21 protein-coding genes are annotated in these 19,618 nt (G+C 71.9%); 9 read left to right on the plus strand and 12 right to left on the minus strand.

Translation table 11 applies throughout. The annotated features are described in order from the left end of the window. Positions 1-284 precede the first annotated feature (284 nt). The 3 genes from ACIF9R_RS00470 to ACIF9R_RS00480 all read right to left on the minus strand — a co-directional run bounded on the left by ACIF9R_RS00470 (position 285) and on the right by ACIF9R_RS00480 (position 3,814). The gene (locus ACIF9R_RS00470) at positions 285-1,352 is read right to left on the minus strand and encodes an RNA ligase (ATP) (RefSeq protein ID WP_399972225.1); all 1,068 of its coding nucleotides are present in this window, start codon (positions 1,350-1,352) and stop codon (positions 285-287) included. Positions 1,353-1,509: 157 nt separating this feature from the next. Beyond that, a complete protein-coding gene (locus tag ACIF9R_RS00475) occupies positions 1,510-2,112 on the minus strand; it encodes a hypothetical protein (RefSeq protein WP_399972227.1) in 603 nt (200 codons plus the stop codon). A gap of 445 nt (positions 2,113-2,557) precedes the next feature. Further along, positions 2,558-3,814 (minus strand): exo-beta-N-acetylmuramidase NamZ domain-containing protein, encoded by a 1,257-nt coding sequence (locus ACIF9R_RS00480; RefSeq protein WP_399972230.1) that lies wholly within the window; start codon positions 3,812-3,814, stop codon positions 2,558-2,560. A 169-nt stretch (positions 3,815-3,983) separates the two neighbouring features. Between ACIF9R_RS00480 and ACIF9R_RS00485 the strand changes: the two genes are divergently transcribed. The 3 genes from ACIF9R_RS00485 to ACIF9R_RS00495 all read left to right on the plus strand — a co-directional run bounded on the left by ACIF9R_RS00485 (position 3,984) and on the right by ACIF9R_RS00495 (position 6,438). After that, positions 3,984-4,757 (plus strand): SDR family oxidoreductase, encoded by a 774-nt coding sequence (locus tag ACIF9R_RS00485; protein ID WP_399972233.1) that lies wholly within the window; start codon positions 3,984-3,986, stop codon positions 4,755-4,757. Between the two features lie 198 nt (positions 4,758-4,955). Then, the gene (locus ACIF9R_RS00490; RefSeq protein ID WP_399972236.1) at positions 4,956-5,549 is read left to right on the plus strand and encodes a TetR/AcrR family transcriptional regulator; all 594 of its coding nucleotides are present in this window, start codon (positions 4,956-4,958) and stop codon (positions 5,547-5,549) included. Between the two features lie 262 nt (positions 5,550-5,811). After that, positions 5,812-6,438, plus strand: coding sequence for a hypothetical protein (locus ACIF9R_RS00495; RefSeq protein ID WP_399972239.1), 627 nt, complete (start codon positions 5,812-5,814; stop codon positions 6,436-6,438). Positions 6,439-6,574: 136 nt separating this feature from the next. On the opposite strand, the gene ACIF9R_RS00500 is transcribed toward ACIF9R_RS00495, so the two are convergent. After that, entirely contained in the window at positions 6,575-7,789 is a 1,215-nt protein-coding gene (locus ACIF9R_RS00500; RefSeq protein WP_399972241.1) for an acyl-CoA dehydrogenase family protein, read from the minus strand. 6 nt (positions 7,790-7,795) lie between these two features. Next, entirely contained in the window at positions 7,796-8,818 is a 1,023-nt protein-coding gene (locus ACIF9R_RS00505) for a phosphotransferase family protein (RefSeq protein ID WP_399972244.1), read from the minus strand. Positions 8,819-9,015: 197 nt separating this feature from the next. On the opposite strand from ACIF9R_RS00505, the gene ACIF9R_RS00510 reads away from it, so the two are divergent. Then, the gene (locus ACIF9R_RS00510) at positions 9,016-9,945 is read left to right on the plus strand and encodes an NADP-dependent oxidoreductase (protein WP_399972246.1); all 930 of its coding nucleotides are present in this window, start codon (positions 9,016-9,018) and stop codon (positions 9,943-9,945) included. A 138-nt stretch (positions 9,946-10,083) separates the two neighbouring features. Here ACIF9R_RS00510 and ACIF9R_RS00515 read toward each other — a convergent pair whose 3' ends face one another. From ACIF9R_RS00515 to ACIF9R_RS00525, 3 genes are read right to left on the minus strand one after another with little or no spacing between them, the layout of a single operon-like run. Continuing rightward, positions 10,084-10,422 (minus strand): DUF202 domain-containing protein, encoded by a 339-nt coding sequence (locus ACIF9R_RS00515; protein WP_399972249.1) that lies wholly within the window; start codon positions 10,420-10,422, stop codon positions 10,084-10,086. Next, the gene (locus ACIF9R_RS00520) at positions 10,419-10,811 is read right to left on the minus strand and encodes a YidH family protein (protein WP_399972252.1); all 393 of its coding nucleotides are present in this window, start codon (positions 10,809-10,811) and stop codon (positions 10,419-10,421) included. Before ACIF9R_RS00520 ends, ACIF9R_RS00515 begins: the two co-directional genes overlap by 4 nt. Further along, positions 10,808-11,359 carry an NUDIX domain-containing protein gene (locus ACIF9R_RS00525; RefSeq protein ID WP_399972255.1) on the minus strand — a complete coding sequence of 184 codons (552 nt, stop codon included), beginning with the start codon at positions 11,357-11,359 and terminating at the stop codon, positions 10,808-10,810. The genes ACIF9R_RS00520 and ACIF9R_RS00525 overlap by 4 nt, the downstream gene beginning before the upstream one ends. Before the next feature lie 244 nt (positions 11,360-11,603). On the opposite strand from ACIF9R_RS00525, the gene ACIF9R_RS00530 reads away from it, so the two are divergent. The 4 genes from ACIF9R_RS00530 to ACIF9R_RS00545 all read left to right on the plus strand — a co-directional run bounded on the left by ACIF9R_RS00530 (position 11,604) and on the right by ACIF9R_RS00545 (position 15,683). After that, a complete protein-coding gene (locus tag ACIF9R_RS00530; protein ID WP_399972257.1) occupies positions 11,604-12,554 on the plus strand; it encodes a hypothetical protein in 951 nt (316 codons plus the stop codon). 129 nt (positions 12,555-12,683) lie between these two features. Next, entirely contained in the window at positions 12,684-14,225 is a 1,542-nt protein-coding gene (locus ACIF9R_RS00535) for an APC family permease (protein WP_399972260.1), read from the plus strand. Between the two features lie 77 nt (positions 14,226-14,302). Further along, the gene (locus ACIF9R_RS00540; RefSeq protein ID WP_399972263.1) at positions 14,303-15,076 is read left to right on the plus strand and encodes a molybdopterin-dependent oxidoreductase; all 774 of its coding nucleotides are present in this window, start codon (positions 14,303-14,305) and stop codon (positions 15,074-15,076) included. Further along, a complete protein-coding gene (locus tag ACIF9R_RS00545) occupies positions 15,060-15,683 on the plus strand; it encodes a cytochrome b/b6 domain-containing protein (protein ID WP_399972266.1) in 624 nt (207 codons plus the stop codon). The genes ACIF9R_RS00540 and ACIF9R_RS00545 overlap by 17 nt, the downstream gene beginning before the upstream one ends. Before the next feature lie 75 nt (positions 15,684-15,758). Here ACIF9R_RS00545 and ACIF9R_RS00550 read toward each other — a convergent pair whose 3' ends face one another. Continuing rightward, positions 15,759-17,156: a gluconate:H+ symporter gene (locus ACIF9R_RS00550; RefSeq protein WP_399972269.1), complete on the minus strand. Its 1,398-nt coding sequence runs from the start codon at positions 17,154-17,156 to the stop codon at positions 15,759-15,761. 76 nt (positions 17,157-17,232) lie between these two features. Next, positions 17,233-17,739 carry a gluconokinase gene (locus ACIF9R_RS00555; RefSeq protein ID WP_399972272.1) on the minus strand — a complete coding sequence of 169 codons (507 nt, stop codon included), beginning with the start codon at positions 17,737-17,739 and terminating at the stop codon, positions 17,233-17,235. A gap of 139 nt (positions 17,740-17,878) precedes the next feature. Between ACIF9R_RS00555 and ACIF9R_RS00560 the strand changes: the two genes are divergently transcribed. Further along, positions 17,879-18,580, plus strand: a complete 702-nt coding sequence (locus ACIF9R_RS00560) for a FadR/GntR family transcriptional regulator (RefSeq protein WP_399972275.1) — start codon at positions 17,879-17,881, stop codon at positions 18,578-18,580. 18 nt (positions 18,581-18,598) lie between these two features. Here the strand turns inward: ACIF9R_RS00560 and ACIF9R_RS00565 are convergent, their stop codons facing one another. Together ACIF9R_RS00565 and ACIF9R_RS00570 are read right to left on the minus strand one after the other, a co-directional pair. Beyond that, positions 18,599-18,940, minus strand: coding sequence for a hypothetical protein (locus ACIF9R_RS00565; protein WP_399972278.1), 342 nt, complete (start codon positions 18,938-18,940; stop codon positions 18,599-18,601). Continuing rightward, positions 18,937-19,431 carry a DUF6232 family protein gene (locus ACIF9R_RS00570; protein ID WP_399972281.1) on the minus strand — a complete coding sequence of 165 codons (495 nt, stop codon included), beginning with the start codon at positions 19,429-19,431 and terminating at the stop codon, positions 18,937-18,939. Before ACIF9R_RS00570 ends, ACIF9R_RS00565 begins: the two co-directional genes overlap by 4 nt. Positions 19,432-19,618 lie beyond the last annotated feature (187 nt).

The raw sequence follows: 19,618 nt of genomic DNA on the forward strand, positions 1-19,618 counted from the left end.
GTCCCGCGGGCCGCCCCTCCAGGTCGTTCTCCCGTGCGCTCCGCCCGGGTGGCCGTCCCGTGCAGCCCGCCAGGGCCGCCCTCGCGGACGGCCCTCCGTGTCGTTGCACGTCGTCCGCCGGTGTCGACCCGCATGGTGCTCGCTTGGGGCTGTCCCGTGGGTCCCGCACGGGCGCCCGTCCGGGGCGGACCGCGGGCCGCCACGCACGGCGGTTTCGCGGGCTGCCCGGCGCGGGCCGGGTTCGCGGACCGGTGCCGGAAGGCCGGCGGCCCGCGACGTCCGGCTCACTCGTACTCGGTTCCGCCCTTGCGGGTCAGATACGCCGGGCTCACGGCCTTGGCCACCGCGCGACCGCCGGTCACCGGGCTGTGCCGCTCGACCGCGGGCCGGATCACCACGCCCTCCCGAAGGTGCAGCTCCCGGCCGGACACCGTCTCCCGGCCACTGGCGATCGCCAGCACCCGCTCACTGTCGTACGGGCCGGAGAACAGCCGTGGCACCAGCGGCAGCCGGTCCTCCAGCAGTGCCGCGGCGTCCAGCCAGCGCACCCGGCCGTCGATCTCGGCGGACACGTCGAACACCGCGTACCCGAGGGTGTCGCGGCGGCCGTCCGCGCCGTACGTCAGGTCCTGCACCCCCGCGCCGTACACCTCGCCGAAGACACCGACCCGCCGCGCCCCCAGCCTGACGGCGAGCTCCGCCGCGGCCTCGGCGACACCGTGTGCGCGCACCGCACGCCAGTACAGGTTGCGCGGGTCCTCCCTCAGGGCCAGCGACCGGGCGCCGAACCCCTTGGAGGAGACGTACACCCGGTTCTCCTCGGCGGAGTACGTCAGCAGGCAGGCCGTGCCGTGCAGCTTCTCGGTGAGCACCACGGGCTCGCCCGGGCTGAAGATCTCCGGGTAGCGCTGGATGTTCTCGATGTCGACCCAGGGCAGCAGTTCCGGCGCGGACTCCACCTCGCCGTTCATGGTCGGCGGCACCGGTGGAACCCACTTGGTGATGCCCAGCGGCTCCGCGAAGTCGGTGCCGTCGGCGGCGGACCGCACCAGGTCGACATCCGCGAGCGCCTTCGGCCGGCACACGATGCCCTGCGACAGCTCCCCGCGCAGCCGGATCGCCTTGACCCGGTCGTGGTTCCCGCCCGCCAGGCGCCCGGTCAGCCCCAGCTCCTCGATCAGCCCGGCCGGCAGCACGGACTGTTCGGGGATGTAGACCGCCACGTCGCCGGTGCGGTAGGCGCCCTTGGCGACAACGGCCCGGTACAGGCCCACCTGGGCCAGTTCGAGGGCGTCGGCGCCCGGGTGTTCGTGAACGGTCAGGACTTCGGCGGTGACGCGTAGCGTCGACATCGGACAGCTCCCCTGGGCTCTCAGGTGCGTTTCGTCGCCACCGACTGTCCAGGGTGAAAATTTCCGGTACGAGCGGTTTAACGCCTGCTACCGTCCCCGGAGCCCTCGGGGGTGCGGCATCCCCGGCGCACCCCCTGCCCCCGTTGCTCCCTACGTCTCAGGCCGAGACCAGCAGCCTCGCCCGGCGGGCGTCCGCCATGGCCCCGGGGGTGAGCACGGGGCGCGGCACCAGGATTCCGCAGTCCGTGCAGACCGGGCCCGTCGAGGGCTCGTGATCCAGGTCGTGCCGCCACACGAGCCGTTCCCCCCGGCACACGGGGCAGGCCGTACCCGGCTCACGCTCCAGGGCGGCGATCAGCCGCCGCAGCACCTCGGCCAGTGGCTCCCGCGGATGCACCCGCGGGTCGTCGCACCAGGCCACACCGAAACCTCCCCAGGTCAGCCGGTGCCAGTCGTCCACACTGCCCGGCCTGCGCAGTCCGTCGTGCTTCTCCTTCCTGCGGCGCTCGGCGAACTCCACCTCGTAGGCCAGCCAGACCGCCCGGGCCTCCTCCAGCTCGTCCAGCGCGGCCACGAGCCGCACCGGGTCGACGGAGCGGTCCTCGGGATCGAACCCGGCCCGCGAGCACAGATGGTCCCAGGTCGCCCTGTGCCCGTAAGGAGCGAACCGCTCAAGGCACTTGCGCAGCGAATAGCGCCGCAGTGCCAGATCACACCGCGGATCTCGGACCTGTCTCGCCAGACTCCGGAAACCGGCCATCGTCCTGCACCTCCGTCACACCTGCACCTGTAATCCGGTCACTTCGGCGTCGTCGAACGGACGTCGCCGAATAGACGTATCGACACATGAATCGGCTCCATCCTTTTTTCCGCTGCCCCCTTCAGCCGGCGGCCGGGGGCACGCGGGCCAACTCCTGTGGCTCGTGCTTCAGTTGTGGTCGGACACGGAAACACCGCCGGTCACGCGATCCGGGCCCTCCCCGCGGGGAAGGAGCGCCTCCTCGACAGACTGAGAACTCCCCGCGGCTTCCACGGGTTCCTGAACAGCCGCCCGATATGCACACGGCTCACCGATCCACCGGGACCGCAGCCCCGTACCGATCCGGCGAGACCCGCGACACCGCAGGTCACAGCCGTGCGGGCGCTCCCAGGCGGAACGGCGGCGGGTCGTCGTCCGTGACCCGCCGCCGTCCGCCCCGCCCCGCTCAGCGGTAGAGGAGGTACTCCCGCCGCATCCTCCGGAACCCCGTCAGCTCTTCCTGCCAGCCACCGACCACCTCGTCCGTGTCCGCGCCCGCGTCGATCATTGTGCGCACGAGCGTGGAGCCCGTGAGCTTGTCGATCCAGTGGTCCGGGCGCCAGGCGAACCCGCTCCACGACCGCCTGGCCGTGATCAGCAGCCCGATCCCCGTCCGCACCGGGTCGAACGCCTCCCGGTCGTGGACGTGCAGCTGCACGCCGCCGATGGTCTTCCCCTGGAACTTGGAGAACGTCGGCGCGAAGTACGCCTCACGCAGGCGCACGCCTCCCAGCCCCAGCCCGTTCGCCTCCTCCGCCCAGTCCCGGCCGATCCCCTCCGCGCCCAGCAGTTCGAACGGCCGGGTGGTGCCCCGCCCCTCCGACAGGTTCGTGCCCTCGAACAGACACGTCCCGGAGTACACCAGCGCCGTCTCCGGCGTCGGCATGTTCGGGCTCGGCGGCACCCACGGCAGCCCGGAGGCGTCGTAGAAGTCCGACCGCTTCCAGCCCGACATCCGTACGGTCTCCAGCGGCACCGGCGCCGGCAGGAACTCCCCGTTGAACAGCCGCGCCAGCTCGGCCACCGTCATGCCGTGCGCCTGCGAGATCGGCTGCCGTCCGACGAAGGTCGCGAATTCCTTGTGCAGCACCGGCCCCAGCGCGGCCCGCCCGGTCACCGGGTTCGGCCGGTCCAGGACCACGAACCGCTTGCCCGCCGTCCGCGCCGACTCCATGCAGTCGAACAGGGTCCAGATGTAGGTGTAGAACCGCGCGCCGACGTCCTGGATGTCGAAGACCACCGTGTCCACGCCGGACGCGGTGAAGATGTCGGCGAGTGCCTGACCGCTCTTCAGATACGTGTCGTAGACCGGCAGGCCGGTCGCCGGGTCGTCGTGGCGGCCCTCGGAGCCGCCCGCCTGTGCGGTGCCCCGGAAGCCGTGCTCGGGACCGAAGACGGCGATCAGATCGACCCGGTCGTCGCCGTGCATGACGTCGACGATGTGCCGCACGTCCCGGGTGATGCCGGTGGGGTTGGTGACCACGCCCACCCGCTGCCCGTCGAGCAGCGCGTAACCGTCCGCGGCGAGCCGTTCGAATCCCGTGCGCAGCCTTCCGCCGCCACCACGGGGTGCCGTCGGCCCGGAAGCGGCGGCCGCCGGTGCGGCGGAGGCCGCGAACGCGGCCGTGCCGGTGGCTAACAGGTTTCGTCTGGACAACGTCATACGGTGACCTCCGTGATCGCGGCGGGTGTCATGCCCACGCACGCTAGCGCGGGCGACCGGCCCGGGGAACGAACCGGACCGGCCCCACGCCGAAGACCTCTTCCACTGTGCATACCGACCGGTTAGTCTGATGGCCGGAAGCCGCTGGGAGCCGTGTCGAAGGAGTCCGATGGTGCGAGCCGTGCAGGGTGCGAACGTGGTCGTCACGGGAGCCGGGGGCGGCATCGGAGCGGCGCTCGCCCGCCGCTTCGCGGCCCAGGGGGCGCGGGTCGTGGTCAACGACCTGGACGCGGACCGCGCGAAGGCCGTCGCAGCGGAGATCGGCGGGACCGCCGTCCCGGGCGACGCCTCCTCGATCGTCACCGAGGCCCGGGAGGCGCTCGGCGGGACGATCGACGTCTACTGCGCCAACGCCGGCGTCGGACGCGACGGCGGGGAGCCCGGCGAACCCCTCGACGAGCCGGGCTGGGCCCTCTCCTGGGACGTCAACGTGATGGCGCACGTCCGCGCGGCGCACGCACTGCTGCCGGACTGGCTGGAGCGCGGCGGCGGCCGCTTCGTCTCCACCGTCTCCGCCGCCGGACTGCTCACCATGATCGGCACCGCTCCCTACAGCGTCACCAAGCACGGCGCCTACGCCTTCGCCGAGTGGCTGTCGCTGACGTACCGCCACCGCGGGGTGAAGGTGCACGCGATCTGCCCGCAGGGCGTGCGCACCGACATGCTCGACGCCACCGGCAGCGCGGGGGACCTGGTTCTCAAGCCCACCGCGATCGAACCGGACGACGTGGCCGACGCCCTCTTCCGCGGCATCGAGGAGGACCGCTTCCTGATCCTCCCGCACCCCGAGGTCGCCGAGTACTACACGGCCCGCGCCACCGATCCCGACCGCTGGCTCTCCGGCATGAACCGCATCCAGCAGCACTGGGAGACCGTCCGGTGACCGCCCCGGCCGGTGCCGGCACGGACCCGGCTGTACCCGCCGCCCGTCCCGGGGAGAGACTGGCCGCCCGCACGGAACCACACCGGGCAAAGATCCTGCCGGACGCGCCGGGCGCGGACAGTGGGAAGATCCTCCGTCGGGAACCGCGTTCCCCGGCCCACGACGACTGACAGCGACACGGAAAGGCGGGTGGCGGCAGTGCCCAGGACGACGGACGGTGACGGGGCTCCCGTGCCGCAGCGGCTGCTGGCCGCCGCCACCCGGCTCTTCGCCGAGCAGGGCTACGACCGCACCTCGGTGCAGGAGATCGTGGAGGCGGCCGGCGTCACCAAGGGGGCGCTGTACCACTACTTCGGTTCCAAGGACGACCTGCTGCACGAGGTGTACGCGCGCGTGCTCCGCCTCCAGCAGGAACGGCTGGACCACTTCGCGAACGCCGACGAGCCGATCGAGAAGCGGCTGCGCGGCGCGGCGGCCGACGTCGTCGTCACCACGATCGAGAACCTCGACGACGCGTCCATCTTCTTCCGCTCCATGCACCACCTCGGCCCGGAGAAGAACAAGCAGGTGCGCGCCGAGCGCCGCCGCTACCACGAACGCTTCCGCGCGCTGATCGAGGAGGGCCAGCGGGAGGGCGTCTTCTCCACGGCCACCCCGGCCGACCTCGTGGTCGACTACCACTTCGGCTCCGTGCACCACCTGTCGACCTGGTACCGCCCCGACGGCCCGCTCAGCCCTCAGGAGGTCGCCGACCACCTGGCGGACCTGCTGCTGCGGGCGCTGCGCCCCTGAGCCGCCCGGCGGCATCGGGGAGCATCCGCGTCGACGGCCGCCCGGGGCACCGCTGCGGGGCCGGGGCGGCGGCCCCGTGTGGTGGCGGGCCGCCGCATCGCCGGCCCGTCTTCGCGCCGTCACCCCGCCCGTCCCCGCGCGGCGCCCGGCCGGCGGGGCGACCGTGCCGAACGGGAACCATCCGGCCGGAACGGCTCGTCACTGATCATGCCCGCCGCCCGGCGCGGCGGCCAGGACGAGTGGATCGACAGCGGGGGGTTTCATGAAGCGTGCGTCTGCGGCGAGAGCGGGCCTGACGGCGGTGGCGGTGCTGGCGATGCTGACGGCGGTCAGCGGTTGCCGGGCGGACGACGTGCCCGTCCCGGTCGCCTCCCCGAGCGGGCAGGTCTCCGGAGCACAGTCACCGGCGCCCTCCGCGGAGCCCAACGCTCCGCGCGCCCTGGTGGACGCCCCCACGGCGGGCGGCCTGGACAAACTGACGGGGGACAGGGCGCTGACGGACACTCCCGTCGACCCGGGCGAGATGCGCGACGGCATGACCCTGGTCGTCGGGAACTACGGCGACCCGGGCGGACAGGGCGCGCCGGTGCTGTTCGAGGGCGTGGACCAGGTGCCCGAGGACACCAGCAAGCGCCGTGAGCACCTGTTCCGGGGCATGCTCGAGTACATCCAGTGGGACCCGGAGCTGGGGCAGCCCCAGGCGGAGCCGGTGGAGCCCGGACCGCTCGGCGGCTCGGTGGAGTGCCTGCTGGCCTCCCTGAGCGAGGACGGCAACGTCATCTGCGGGTGGGCCGACGAGGGAACGGCGGCCGTCGCGCTCTTCGAGGACAGCACGCTCGCCGACGCCGGAAAGCTCTTCGTGCGGATGCGCGGGGACCTGGAGCGCTGACCGGCCGACGAGCGGGAACGGCGTCGCGCGCCGTTCTCCCTTCACCGGCCCGCGGGTGACGAAGGGCCCGTACCCCGGTGGTGGGGGGGCGTCCGTCCGCACACCCCCCACCACCGGCGGCTCCTGACGACCGTGCCTACCGGTACTTCTTCAGCTCCCGGCGCGCCAGCGACCGCTGGTGCACCTCGTCGGGCCCGTCGGCGATCATCAGGGTGCGGGCACCGGCGTACAGCTCGGCGAGCGGGAAGTCCTGGCTGACCCCGCCCGCGCCGTACAGCTGGATCGCCCGGTCGAGGATGCCGACGACCGTGCGCGGGGTGGCGATCTTGATGGCCTGGATCTCGGTGTGGGCGCCCCGGTTGCCGACGGTGTCCATCATCCAGGCCGTCTTCAGCACCAGCAGCCGCAGCTGCTCGACCGCCACGCGCGCGTCGGCGATCCAGTTCTGCACCACACCCTGCTGTGCCAGCGGCTTGCCGAACGCGTCCCGGGACACCGCGCGGCGGCACATCAGCTCGATGGCACGCTCGGCCATGCCGATCAGCCGCATGCAGTGGTGGATCCGGCCGGGGCCGAGCCGGGCCTGCGCGATGGCGAAGCCGCCGCCCTCCTCACCGATCAGGTTCGAGACCGGCACGCGCGCGTCGTCGAAGATCACCTCGGCGTGTCCGCCGTGGTAATGGTCCTCGTAACCGAACACCTGCATGGCGCGGGTGATCGTGACGCCCGGGGTGTCGCGCGGGACGAGGATCATGGACTGCTGGCGGCGGACGTCCGCCCCCTCCGGGTCGGTCTTGCCCATCACGATGAAGATCCTGCACTCCGGGTGCATCGCCCCGGAGATGTACCACTTGCGGCCGTTGACCACGTACTCGTCGCCGTCCCGCCGCAGGTGCGTGGTGATGTTGGTGGCGTCCGAGGAGGCCACGTCCGGCTCGGTCATCGCGAACGCCGAGCGGATCTCACCGGCCAGCAGGGGCTCCAGCCACTGCTTCTTCTGGGCCTCGTCGCCGAACTGCGCCAGCACCTCCATGTTCCCGGTGTCGGGAGCCGCGCAGTTGGTGACGGTCGGGGCGATCTGCGGGGAGCGGCCCATGATCTCGGCGAGCGGGGCGTACTGGAGGTTGGTGAGGCCGGCCCCGTACTCGTCGTCGGGAAGGAAGAGGTTCCACAGCCCCTGCCGACGGGCCTCGGCCTTCAGCTCCGCCACGACGGGGACGTCCTCCCACGGCGAGGCCAGCCGGGCACGCTGCTCGTGGGCGAGCCGCTCGGCCGGGTAGACGTACTCGTCCATGAAGGCGAGAAGCCTGGCGCGCAGTTCCTCGGTGCGTGCGTCGAACGCGAAGTCCATGACGGGTCAGCCTTCCTGAAGAGTGGTCAGACCGTGCTCGATGAAGACCGGGACCAGATCGCCGATGCGGTCGAAGCCGCGCCCGACCGTCCGGCCCAGTGTGTAGCGGTAGTGGATGCCCTCCAGGATCACGGCCAGCTTGAACCAGGCGAACGCCGTGTACCAGGACACCGCGGAGACGTCGCGCCCGGACCGGACGGCGTACCGCTCGACCAGCTCGGCCGGTGTGGGGTGCCCGGGGGCCTCGGCGGTCGTGGAGACGGGCGAGTCCGGCATGCCCAGCGGCATGCTGTACATCACCAGCAGCCCGAGGTCGGTGAGCGGGTCACCGAGGGTGGACATCTCCCAGTCGAGGACGGCCCTGATCCTGTCGTCCTCGCCGATCAGCGCGTTGTCGAGCCGGTAGTCGCCGTGCACCACGGACGGCGCCGGGGAGACGGGCAGCTCGCGCCCGAGGGCTGCGTGCAGCTCGTCGATCCCGGCCAGCTCCCGGTTGCGGGAGGCGTCCAGCTGCTTGCCCCAGCGTCGCAACTGACGGTCCAGGAAGCCTTCGGGGCGGCCGAAGTCCGCGAGCCCCACCTCGCCGGGATCCACCGCGTGCAGCTCGACCAGGGTGTCCACCAGGTTCAGCACGGCATCCCGGGTGCGCTCGGGACCGAGCGGGGCGAGCTGGTCCGCGGTGCGGTACGGGGTGCCCTCGACGAACTCCATGACGTAGAAGGGTGCCCCGAGCACCTCCTCGTCCTCGCACAGCAGCACGGGGCGCGGCACCGGTACGGCGGTGGGGTGCAGCGCGCTGATCACCCGGTGTTCGCGCCGCATGTCGTGCGCGGTGGCCAGGACATGGCCGAGCGGCGGGCGCCGTACGACCCATCGCGCGGTGCCGTCGGAGACCGCGTAGGTGAGATTCGACCGGCCGCCCTCGATCAGCCGGCCGGAGAGCGGGCCGCTCACCAGGCCGGGCCGCTCCCGGCTCAGCAGGCCGCGAAGCCGGTCGAGATCGAGTCCGGGCGGGTGGTCGGTGCTCATCGTCGCTCCTCCGGGCGGGAAACACTACCCGCCTTATGATGCCGACCGGTCGGTATGCCGTCCAGAGCGAGGGGGAAACGTGATCGGGCCCACGATAGGCGTTGAGGGTGTCCGCCGGATGTTCCGCCGCCACGCGAATGGCGTGTATCGGACGATCCGGCTTGCACGGCGGGCGCGGACCTTGGAGGGTCGGATCCATGAAGGCGATCAGCTACGCACGGTACGGCGGCCCCGAGGTACTCGAACTCGGAGAGGTCGACGACCCCAAGGTCGGTCCCGACTCGGTGCTGGTGAAGGTGCGGGCGGCAGGCGTCAACCCGGTCGACTGGAAGTGCCGCGAGGGCTACCTCGACCCGGTCCTTCCGGCGGTCTTCCCGGTCGTCCCCGGCTGGGACATGGCGGGCGTGGTGGTGCAACCAGGTCCGGCCGTACCGGAGTTCGCCGTCGGTGACGAGGTGATCGGCTATGTCCGCAAGGACGTCCTGTCCCAGGGCACCTTCGCGGAGTACGTGGCGGCCCCGGTACGCACCCTGGCGCGCAAGCCGCGCACCCTGTCCTTCGAGGAGGCGGCGGGCCTTCCCCTCGTCGGCCTGACCGCGTACCAGGTGCTGCACCGTGTCCTCGGTGTCGAGCGGGGTGAGACCGTCCTGGTGCACGCCGCGGCCGGCGGGGTGGGATCCATCGCCGTCCAGCTCGCGGCCCACCTCGGCGCCAGGGTGATCGGCACGGCGAGCGAGCACAACCACGACTTCGTCCGCGGACTGGGCGGGGAGCCGGTGAGCTACGGCGAGGGCCTCGCGGAACGGGTACGGGGTCTGGCCCCCGAGGGCCTGGACGCGGTGTTCGACACCGTGGGCCAGGACGCCCTCAAGGCCTCCGTGAACCTCCTGGCCCCCGACGGCCGCCTGGCCTCGATCGCCGACCCGGGGGTGGTGGACCTCGGTGGCCAGTACTGGTTCGTCCGCCCCGACCCCCAGGACCTGTCCCGCCTCTCCGAACTGGCCGACCAGGGCGTCCTGACGGTACACGTCTCACAGACCTTCCCCCTGGCCCAGGCGGCGGAGGCCCACCGCCTGAACCAGGAGGGCCGCACCAGGGGCAAGATCGTGGTCACGCTGCCCCAGTGAGCGGGGGAGTCCGGGGGTGGTACCCCCTCCGGGGGACTCCGAGGACGAAGCCCGAAGGGGGACGACACGGGGGTCCGGGGCGCAGCCCCGGGGACGGGACGGGAAGGGGCGGCTGGGGCGAAGACAACTCGCCCGCGACTACCCGCCCAGCACCAGCCCCGCCCCACCCCCCACCAGCCCCACCACACACACCGCCACCGCGGCCGCATACCGGGGAACCAGCTCCCCGGGCACCCCGCCACGGGCCAACGCGCGAATCCGTCGATGCGCGATGGCCAGAAGCCCCACCCAGCACCCGCAGCACACCACCCCCGCCACCACCCCACCCACCGACGACCCCCCGCCCGCCAGTGCCGCCCGCCCCGCCAGGGCGAGCACCACCGTGCTCGACAGCGTCGTACGCCGCCACGCCAGCCGGGTCCGCTCGGGCTGCAGCCCGGGATCCCGCTCGGCCCCGCGGGGGACCGCCCCGCTCATTCCGTCCACCCGAAGAGCACCACCACGACCATCGCGACGGCCACCACCGCCACCACCGCACTCAGCAGCGCCGGAAAGCGCGACACCGGCAGGTCCTCCCCCCGCCGCATCGCCCGCTCGCACCGCACCCAGTGGTTGACCGCCCGCAGCGCGCACAGCGCACCCGCGGCGAGCAATGCGAGCGCGAGCCCGACCCGCCACCCCCACGGCAGATCCGGCAGGAACTGATCCACGGCGAATCCACCGCCGATCAGCGCGAGCGCGGTGCGCAGCCAGGCCAGGAACGTCCGCTCGTTCGCCAGCGAGAACCGGTAGTCGGGCGTCGTACCCTCCCGCCGCACCTCCGCCGGCGCGAACCACAACCGGACGTTCCGCACGAATTCGATCACGCCGAGGACCCTACCGACCCCCCGGGCCTTCCCTGCCGCCACGCCCGGAGCCGCTCGTACGCCGCCACCCCGTCCGGCACCCACTCCCACTCCCACTCGCCCTCGCCCAGCCGCCGCTCCACCTCCGCCTCCGGCAGGAAGGCGTGCCAGGCCACCTCCTCCGCCTGCGGCCGCACGGGCCGCTCGCAGCGCACCTCGTACACCGCCGACCACCAGGTCCGCCCCGCGCCGTCGTCGTAGAGGAACGTGAACAGGTGCGCGGGGCGCGGCAGATCACGCACGCCCAGTTCCTCCTCCGCCTCCCTCAGTGCCGCCTCGTCGTATCCCTCGCCGGCGCCCACGACCCCGCCGACGAACATGTCGTACAGCGAGGGAAAGACCAGCTTGGTGGCCGTGCGGCGGTGGACGAAGACCCGCCCCCGCGCGTCCCGGACCAGGACGAAGGCGCACCGGTGGCGCAGGCCCCGGGCGTAGGCCTCACCGCGGGGCGACTGCCCGACCACCCGGTCGTTCTCGTCGACGATGTCGATGATCTCGTCAGCACTCATACGGCCATCAAAGCAGCGGTGCCCGAACGCCGCGCACCCGCGATGACGCGACGCCTCCGGTGTCACAAGTTGCCCGTTCGTGACCGGAGTTGACGCGTGTAACAGCCTGGGTGCCCTTGACGTGATCCATGGGCTGACGGTTTGCTGTCTGTGATCAGCTCATGGCAGTCGGCAGCCGACCACTGCCGCACCGACCACCCGCCGTGAGCCGTGCCACAAGAAGAGCGCGTGAGGAAGTTCCGCGGTGTCCCCACCCCCGCCTCCCCTCGGCCGTGCCCGCAAACGCGCGGCACAGGCCTTCGACGAGGCTCTCGACGACGCCGAACTCGCCGCCGCGAGGGCCGCGCTGGCGCAGGGCCGATGGCAGAACACCCGCTCACTGCTCGTCCGTACGGGGGACGACTGGGACCGCCGGGGGCATCGGATCACGGTGCTCGCGAAGGAGTCGTACTGTGCCGGCTGGGCCCGCGAGTGGCTGCTCGCCGAGCCCGACTCCGGTGACGCCTCGGTGCTGCTCGCCCTGGCCCAGGTGCGGCGCGCGCTGCGCGGCAAGGAGAAACCGGCCCGGGTCCGCGAGACCTGCCGGCAAGCGGCCCAGCTCCTGCCCGCCGACCCGACTCCCTGGCTGGGCCTGCTGATGCTGGAGTGCGCCCAGGGAGCGGAGGGGGACGTGGTCCGGATCTTCGAGCAGGTCCGCACCCGCTACGCGGACCACCACCACGCCCACCACCTGGTGGTCGCCTGGCTCGCGGAGCGTCGTGTGGAGGCGGGCCCGGACCCGCTGCACGAGGTGTACGACTTCGCCAACTGGGCCGCCGAGCAGGCGCCCGCCGACTCTCCGCTGGCCATCCTGCCGGTCATCGCGCACGCCGAGCGCTACCGCACCCTGGCCGCCGCCGGGCACGAACCCGCCGACCCGGTCGCCTCCGGACACTGGGTCGGCCGACGCGCCCGGCAGGTGATGAAGGCCGCCTTCGACTGGTGGCTGGAGTGGGAGCACGAGGACCATCCGCGCCGGCTGGTCGACCTGAACTTCCTCGCACACGCCAAGGTCTGCGAAGGCCGGGGCGCCGAGGCCGCCGCCCTGTTCCACCGGATCGGCGACCACGTCACACCGGCCCCCTGGTCCTACCCCGAACGCGACCCCCTGACCGCCTTCCACACCGCCCGCGCCATCGCCCTGGGGGCCCTCTGACCCCATCCCCGCCACCACTCCCCATCACCCCATCCCCACCACTCCCCATCACCCCATCCCCGCCACTCCCCATCACCCCACCCCTCGCACCCGCCGTACCACCACCACCGACCCAAGGACGGTCCCGAGATGACGACGGACAGTACGAGCAAGAGCAGACAGGCAGTCGACGGCATCAGCACCTTCAAGGGGCAGGAGCGCGCCCTGCGCGCCGACCGGCTCGGCACGGGGGGCCTGCTGCTCTCCGTACTCGCCGCGACCGCCCCGCTCATGGTGGTCGCCGGTGTCATGCCCACCACATTCGCGGTGATGGGCATCGTCGGCCAGCCGCTGCTCTTCGTGGTCCTCGGCACCGTGCTGGTCCTCTTCAGCCTCGGCTACGCCGAGATGAGCCGGCACGTCCACAACGCGGGCGCCTTCTACGCCTACATATCCCGCGGACTCGGCGGCACCGCCGGCGCGGGCGCCGCCATGGTCGCGCTCGTCGCCTACAACTCCCTCCAGGTCGGCATCTACGGCATCTTCGGCTTCGAGGTCTCCGGCCTCTTCGCCACCTACGCCGACATCGAGATCGCCTGGTGGATACCGTCGCTGGTGGCCGTGCTCGCCGTCGGCGCGCTGGGCTGGCTGAAGATCGACGTCAACGCGCGGGTGCTCGGCGTGCTGCTGGTCATCGAGGTGCTGCTGGTCGTGATCTTCGACATCGCCGCCATCGCCGACCCCGGCAAGGAGGGCCTGTCGCTGCACGCGTTCAACCCGGACACCCTCACCGGCGCCGGCGTCGGCACCGCCCTGTGCTTCTGCATCGCGGCCTTCCTCGGTTTCGAACAGGCCCCCGTGTACGCCGAGGAGACCAGCAAGCCGCACGAGGTCGTGCCCCGGGTGATGTTCCTCGCGGTCACCGGCGTCGCCGTCTTCTTCGCCATCAGCAGCTGGGCGCTCACCGTCGCCACCGGCCCCTCCGGGATCATCGGCACCTCGCAGGAGCAGAGCGCGGGCCTGCTGTTCTTCCTCACCGAGGAACGGCTCGGCGGTACCTTCACCGACGTCCTGCACATCCTCTTCGTGACCGGCATGTTCGCGGCGATGCTCAGCTTCCACAACGTCGTCGCGCGGTACGCCTTCGCCATGGGCCGCGAGGGCCTGCTGCCCGGCGCCTTCGGCCGCACCACCGGCACCAGCGGCGCCCCCGGCACCGGCTCCCTGCTGCAGACCGGCATCGCCCTCGTGCTGCTCCTGGTCTTCGCGTTCACCGACGACAAGCCCGTCGGCGACCCGACCGCACCCGTCCTGCACATGTTCACCTGGGGCGGCAACATCGGCGCCCTCGGCGTGATCGTGCTGATGGCCATCGCCTCGCTGTCCGTCGTCGTCTTCTTCGTACGGCGCGGAGCCGCGGGCGCGCAGGCCTGGCGACTGATCACCTCCGCGCTGGCGGGCATCGCCCTGGTGGTGATCGCGGGCTACACGGTGAAGGACTTCGACGTGCTGGTCGGAGCCGGCCCCGGCTCCTCCCTGAGCTGGATCCTGCCCGGCGTCATCGGGCTCGCCCTCGTCGCCGGGCTGGTCCAGGGCGCGGTCCTGCGCGCCCGCGCCCCCGAGACACACGCCCGCATCGGACTGGGCAACGAGGCGTTCCAGCTCGACCAGGAGGCCGAGCGCACCTCCTAGGACTCCGGTGGTTACGGAAGTCTGACGGGCACCCGCGATCCCTGGCCCGGCCGGGGCGCGGGTGCTCGAATGGAGCGGTGAACTCCGAACAGCCGTCACCAGGCCAGGACGAGCGGACCGGGCGGACCGGCGGAACCGAACGGCACGAGCCCGGCAGGCCCATCGGCCGCCGGGTCCTGCTCGGCACCCTTGCCCTCGGCGCCCTCGGCGTGGCCACCGCGCCCACCCTGCAACGCGGCCTGGAGTCCTTTCTCGCCGGAGCCTCCGACAAGGACCCCACCGGCCTGACCGGACTGCTGCCGAACGGCGGCGGCTTCCGCTACTACTCGGTCACCTCCTCCGTCCCGCGGAAGAACGCCGACACCTACCGCCTCACCGTCGACGGCCTCGTCGACCGCCCCGCCACGTACACCCTGGCGGAGCTGAGGTCCCTGCCGCAGACCCGCACGGTCCGGGACGTCCAGTGCGTCACCGGCTGGCGGGTGCCGGCCACGCCGTTCGAGGGGGTGCGCCTGTCCCGGCTCCTGGACGCCGCCGGGGTGCGCCCTACGGCCGGGGCGGTGCGCTTCACCTGCTTCGACGGCGCCTACTCCGAGAGCCTCACCCTCGATCAGGCCCGCCGTGCGGACGTCCTGGTCGCCCTGCGCATGCGGGACGAGGACCTCGGCCACGCCCACGGCGGCCCGGTCCGCCTCTACGTGGCCCCCATGTACTTCTACAAGTCCGCCAAGTGGCTCTCCGGCATCACCGTCACCGAGGACGTCCGCCCCGGCTACTGGGAGGAACGCGGCTACGACATCGACGCCTGGGTCGGCCGCTCGAACGGACGCGACGATGAGCCCACCCACTGACACCCCGCCCGCCGGCACGGCCGTACGGCGCTTCGGCCCCGCCCAGCGCTGGGTGCACCGCGCCACGGCCGTACTGACGGGCGTCTGCGTCCTCACGGCCGCCTGCCTCTACGTCCCGCAGCTCGCCCAGCTCGTGGGCCGCCGCGCCCTGGTCGTCACCGTCCACGAGTGGTCCGGACTCCTCCTGCCCGTTCCGGTCCTCGCCGGACTCGTCTCCCGGGCCTTCCGCGCCGACCTGGGCCGACTCAACCGCTTCGGACCGTACGACCGCACCTGGCTGCGCGCCGCCCTGCGCCGCGACAGGCGCCCTTCCTCCCGGCCGGCCGCGAAGTTCAACGCCGGACAGAAGCTCTACGCGTCCTGGATCGCCGGCGCCACCCTGGTGATGCTGGGCACCGGCCTCATGATGTGGTTCACCCATCTCACTCCGCTGGTGTGGCGCACCAGCGCGACCTTCGTCCACGACTGGCTGGCGCTGACCCTCGGCATCGTCCTGGCCGGGCACATCGGCATGGCCTTGGCGGACCCCGAGGCCCGCCGCGGCATGCGTACGGGCTCCGTCCGCCGCGAGTGGGCCGAGCGCGAGCATCCCCTGTGGCGGCCATGACACGCGCCACGGCCCACCCTCGCCCCGGCGGGGAGCGGGTGGCCGTGGGGCTTGTGTCCGGTGTTCCGTGTCCGGCTAGATGATCAGTGACAGCAGCAGCACCAGAGCGCCGGCGACCACCGAGATGATCGTCTCCATGATCGACCAGGTCTTGATCGTCTGGCCGACGTTCAGCCCGAAGTACTCCTTCACCAGCCAGAACCCGGCGTCGTTGACATGGCTGAAGAACAGCGATCCGGCACCGATGGCGAGCACCAGCAGCGCGGCGTGCGTGGTCGACATGTCCGCCGCGAGCGGGGCCACCAGACCGGCCGCCGAGACGGTCGCGACGGTCGCCGAACCGGTCGCCAGCCGGATCGCCACCGCGATCAGCCAGGCCAGCAGCAGCGCCGGGATGGACCAGTCCTCGGAGATGTCCAGGATCATCCGGCCCACGCCGGTGTCGATCAGCGTCTGCTTGAAGCCGCCGCCCGCTCCGACGATCAGCAGGATGCCCGCGATCGGCGCGAGCGACTTCTCGACGATGGAGGAGATGCGCTCCCGGCTGAACCCGGCGGGCATCCCCAGCGTGAAGATGCCGACCAGGACGGCCGCGAGCAGGGCGATCAGCGGGGAGCCGATCACGTCGAAGACGCGCTGCACGGAGTTCTCGGGGTCGTCGACAACGATGTCGACCAGCGCCTTGGCCAGCATCAGCACGACCGGCAGCAGGATCGTGGCCAGCGTCGGCCCGAAGCCGGGACGCTTCTCCAGGTCCTCCGACGGCCGCTGCGGGATCATCTTCTCCGGCGCCGGGACATCCACCCAGCGGGCGGCGTACCGGGAGAACAGCGGACCGGCGATGACCACCGTCGGTATGGCGATCAGCACGCCCAGCGCCAGCGTCACCCCGAGGTCGGCCTCGACGGCGTCGATCGCGACCAGCGGGCCGGGGTGCGGCGGGACCAGACCGTGCATCACCGACAGACCGGCGAGCGCGGGAATGCCGATCCGCATCAGGGAGTAGTTGCCGCGCTTGGCGACCATCAGCACCACGGGGATCAGCAGCACCACGCCGACCTCGAAGAACAGCGGCAGACCGATCACCGAGGCGATCAGCACCATCGCCCACGGCATCGTACGGCCGCTCGCCCTGGCGAGGATGGTGTCGACGATCTGGTCGGCGCCGCCGGAGTCGGCGAGCATCTTGCCGAGGATCGCGCCGAGGGCGATCAGGACGCCCACGCCGGCGACGGTGGAGCCGAGTCCGGCACTGAAGCTGGTGATCACCTTGTCCAGCGGCGCCCCGGCGAACGCGCCGAGCGCCAGCGAGCCGATGGTCAGCGACAGGAAGGCGTGCAGCTTGAACCTGGTGATGAGCAGGACGATGACGGCGATGCCCGCCAGGACGGCGATGCCCAGCTGAGCGTGGCCGGCCGAGGTGATCGGCTCGGGTGCGTCCGCTGCCAGCATCTCGACGCTGAGTCTGGTCACGGTGGTGGGTTCCCTTGGTCTACGGGGGTGGGGGAGAGGAGAGCTGATGCCCAGTGGGGAGGGCGGGTTCGGGGACCTACGGGAGAGCCGCGAGGGCGGCGACCGCCCGGTCGGTGATCTCCTCGGGGCTGCCCGCGACGTCCACGGCGACCCCGGCCTCGTCCGGCTCCAGCGGCTGGAGCGTGGCGAACTGGGAGTCGAGCAGTGCCGTGGGCATGAAGTGCCCCTGCCGGTGCGACATCCGGTCCTCGACGAGCGCGCGGTCACCGGTGAGGTGCACGAAGACCACGCCGGGCGCGGCGGCCCGCAGCCGGTCGCGGTACGACCGCTTCAGCGCCGAGCAGCTGACCACCCCGCCGAGACCGGACCGGCCGTGGGCCCAGTCGCCGATGGCGTCGAGCCAGGGCCACCGGTCGTCGTCGGTGAGCGGGGTACCGGCCGACATCTTGGTGATGTTGGCCGGCGGGTGGAAGTCGTCGGCCTCGGCGTACGGAACGCCGTACCGGGCCGCGAGCAGGGGACCGATGGTGGTCTTCCCGGTGCCCGCGACGCCCATGACCACGACGACCTGGGGGGTCTTCATCGCGCTGCCTCACTGTCCGCTGTCTTGGTCGACGCATGATGTCGACGCAACTGAAGCGCATTAGATACGACGAGTTCAAGACTGTGTGACATATAAGTCTGACTTTTTGTTCGCGTGATCCGCCCCGTACTCTGAGTGCATGAGCACCACGGGCCGGGGGCTGCACGGCCGGGTTCTGGACACCCTCGGCCCCGAGATCACCGCAGGCGCCTACCCTCCCGGAAGCGTTCTGCGCACCGACGAGCTGGCCCAGCGCTTCGACGTCTCGCGTTCCGTGATGCGCGAGGTGGTCCGCGTCCTGGAGTCCATGCACCTGGTCGAGTCCCGGCGCCGGGTCGGCGTGACCGTCCTGCCGACCCGCGAATGGAACGTGTACGACCCCCAGGTCATCCGCTGGCGCCTGGCCGGCACGGACCGCCCCCGGCAACTGCGCTCGCTCACGATGCTGCGCTCGGCGGTCGAACCGTTCGCGGCTGCCCTGGCCGCCCGCAACGCCACCGCCGAGCAGTGCGCCGAACTCACCGAGTGCGCCCTCGGCATGGTCGCCCACTCGCGTGGTCACCGGCTGGAGGGATACCTCCTCCACGACGTGGCGTTCCACCGCGTCATCCTGACCGCCTCCGGCAACGAGATGTTCGCCCGCCTCGGCGACGTCGTCGCGGAGGTGCTGGCCGGCCGCACCCGCCACGAGGTGATGTTCGAAGACCCCGACCCGGCCGCCGTCACGCTCCACGTCCAGCTCGCCGAGGCCGTCCGCGAACGCGACGCCGCCCGCGCGGAGCGGCTGACCCGCGAGATCACCGAGGGCGCCCTCCAGGAGCTCGACATCCTGGCGCCCTGATGGCCGCTTCCCGGGACCTCAGCCCAGCAGCGCGAGCAGGCGGCCCACCGCGTCCGCGGCGGGCCGGCCCACCTCGCCGACGGTGGCCGCGATCTGCGCGAGGGACGCCAGGATGATGCCACGCTCGCGCAGGGCGTTCCGGTCGGGAACGAGTTCGGGCAGCGCGTCCTCGACGGTTCGGTCCTGGTCCGGGGCGAGGTGTGGCCGCAGTTCCCCCAGGAGCCCGGTGAGCTCCTCGACGGCGGCGCGCAGCCCGGCGTCCTGGGCCGCACCGCCGACGGTGTCGTAGTGGATGCCGACGTTCTCCCGGCCGCCGTTCATGTTGACCACGGGCCCGTAGTAGTGCGAATCCCCGCTCACAGCTTGAACCCCGTGTTCTCCCGGCCGCCGGTCATGTTGACGACAGGTCCGAAGTTGTTCGTGTGCCGACTGCTGAACTGCTGCACGACGGCGGTGAACTCGGCTGCCGGGTTGTCGATCGCGTCCACGATCCGCCCGGCGATCCCCCGCAGCTCGTCCACGGTCGGCAGGGTCACGATCACCCGGGAGCCGCTGTTCATCTCGACGATCAGCACTGGCTTCTTCGACGAGAACAGCTCGGTGAAGGTAACGACCAGTCCGACCACCAGGACGATGACCGCAGGGCTGCCGCCGTCCCCGAGGCGCGCCTCGCCCTCACTGACGTAGTAGATCGTGGCATAGACCAGGAAGGCGCCGAACAGCCACTTCAGGATGCGGAGGAAGGCCGCGCCCCAGTCGGGCTTCAGTCTGAAGGCGTCGACCCAGGCGATGTTGTGCAGGGGGATGGCGGCCGTCCCCACCCACAGGATGCGGCGGCTGACCCGGAGCACCAGGGGACTCCCCTTCGGACGAGCCGGCGGCAACGGGGGAGGCTGGGACGGCGGCTGGGGCAGCGGTGCGCCAACGTTTCCCGTGTAGCTCATGGCTCCCCCGTATCGCCGTCAACCGCACCCGCATATCACGCGGGAGCACCATTAAGCGCCTGAAGGCTGTGGTGAGGCAGACGAGAAACAGCCA

This window comes from Streptomyces sp. NPDC086080 (assembly GCF_044540255.1).
GTDB lineage: Bacteria > Actinomycetota > Actinomycetes > Streptomycetales > Streptomycetaceae > Streptomyces.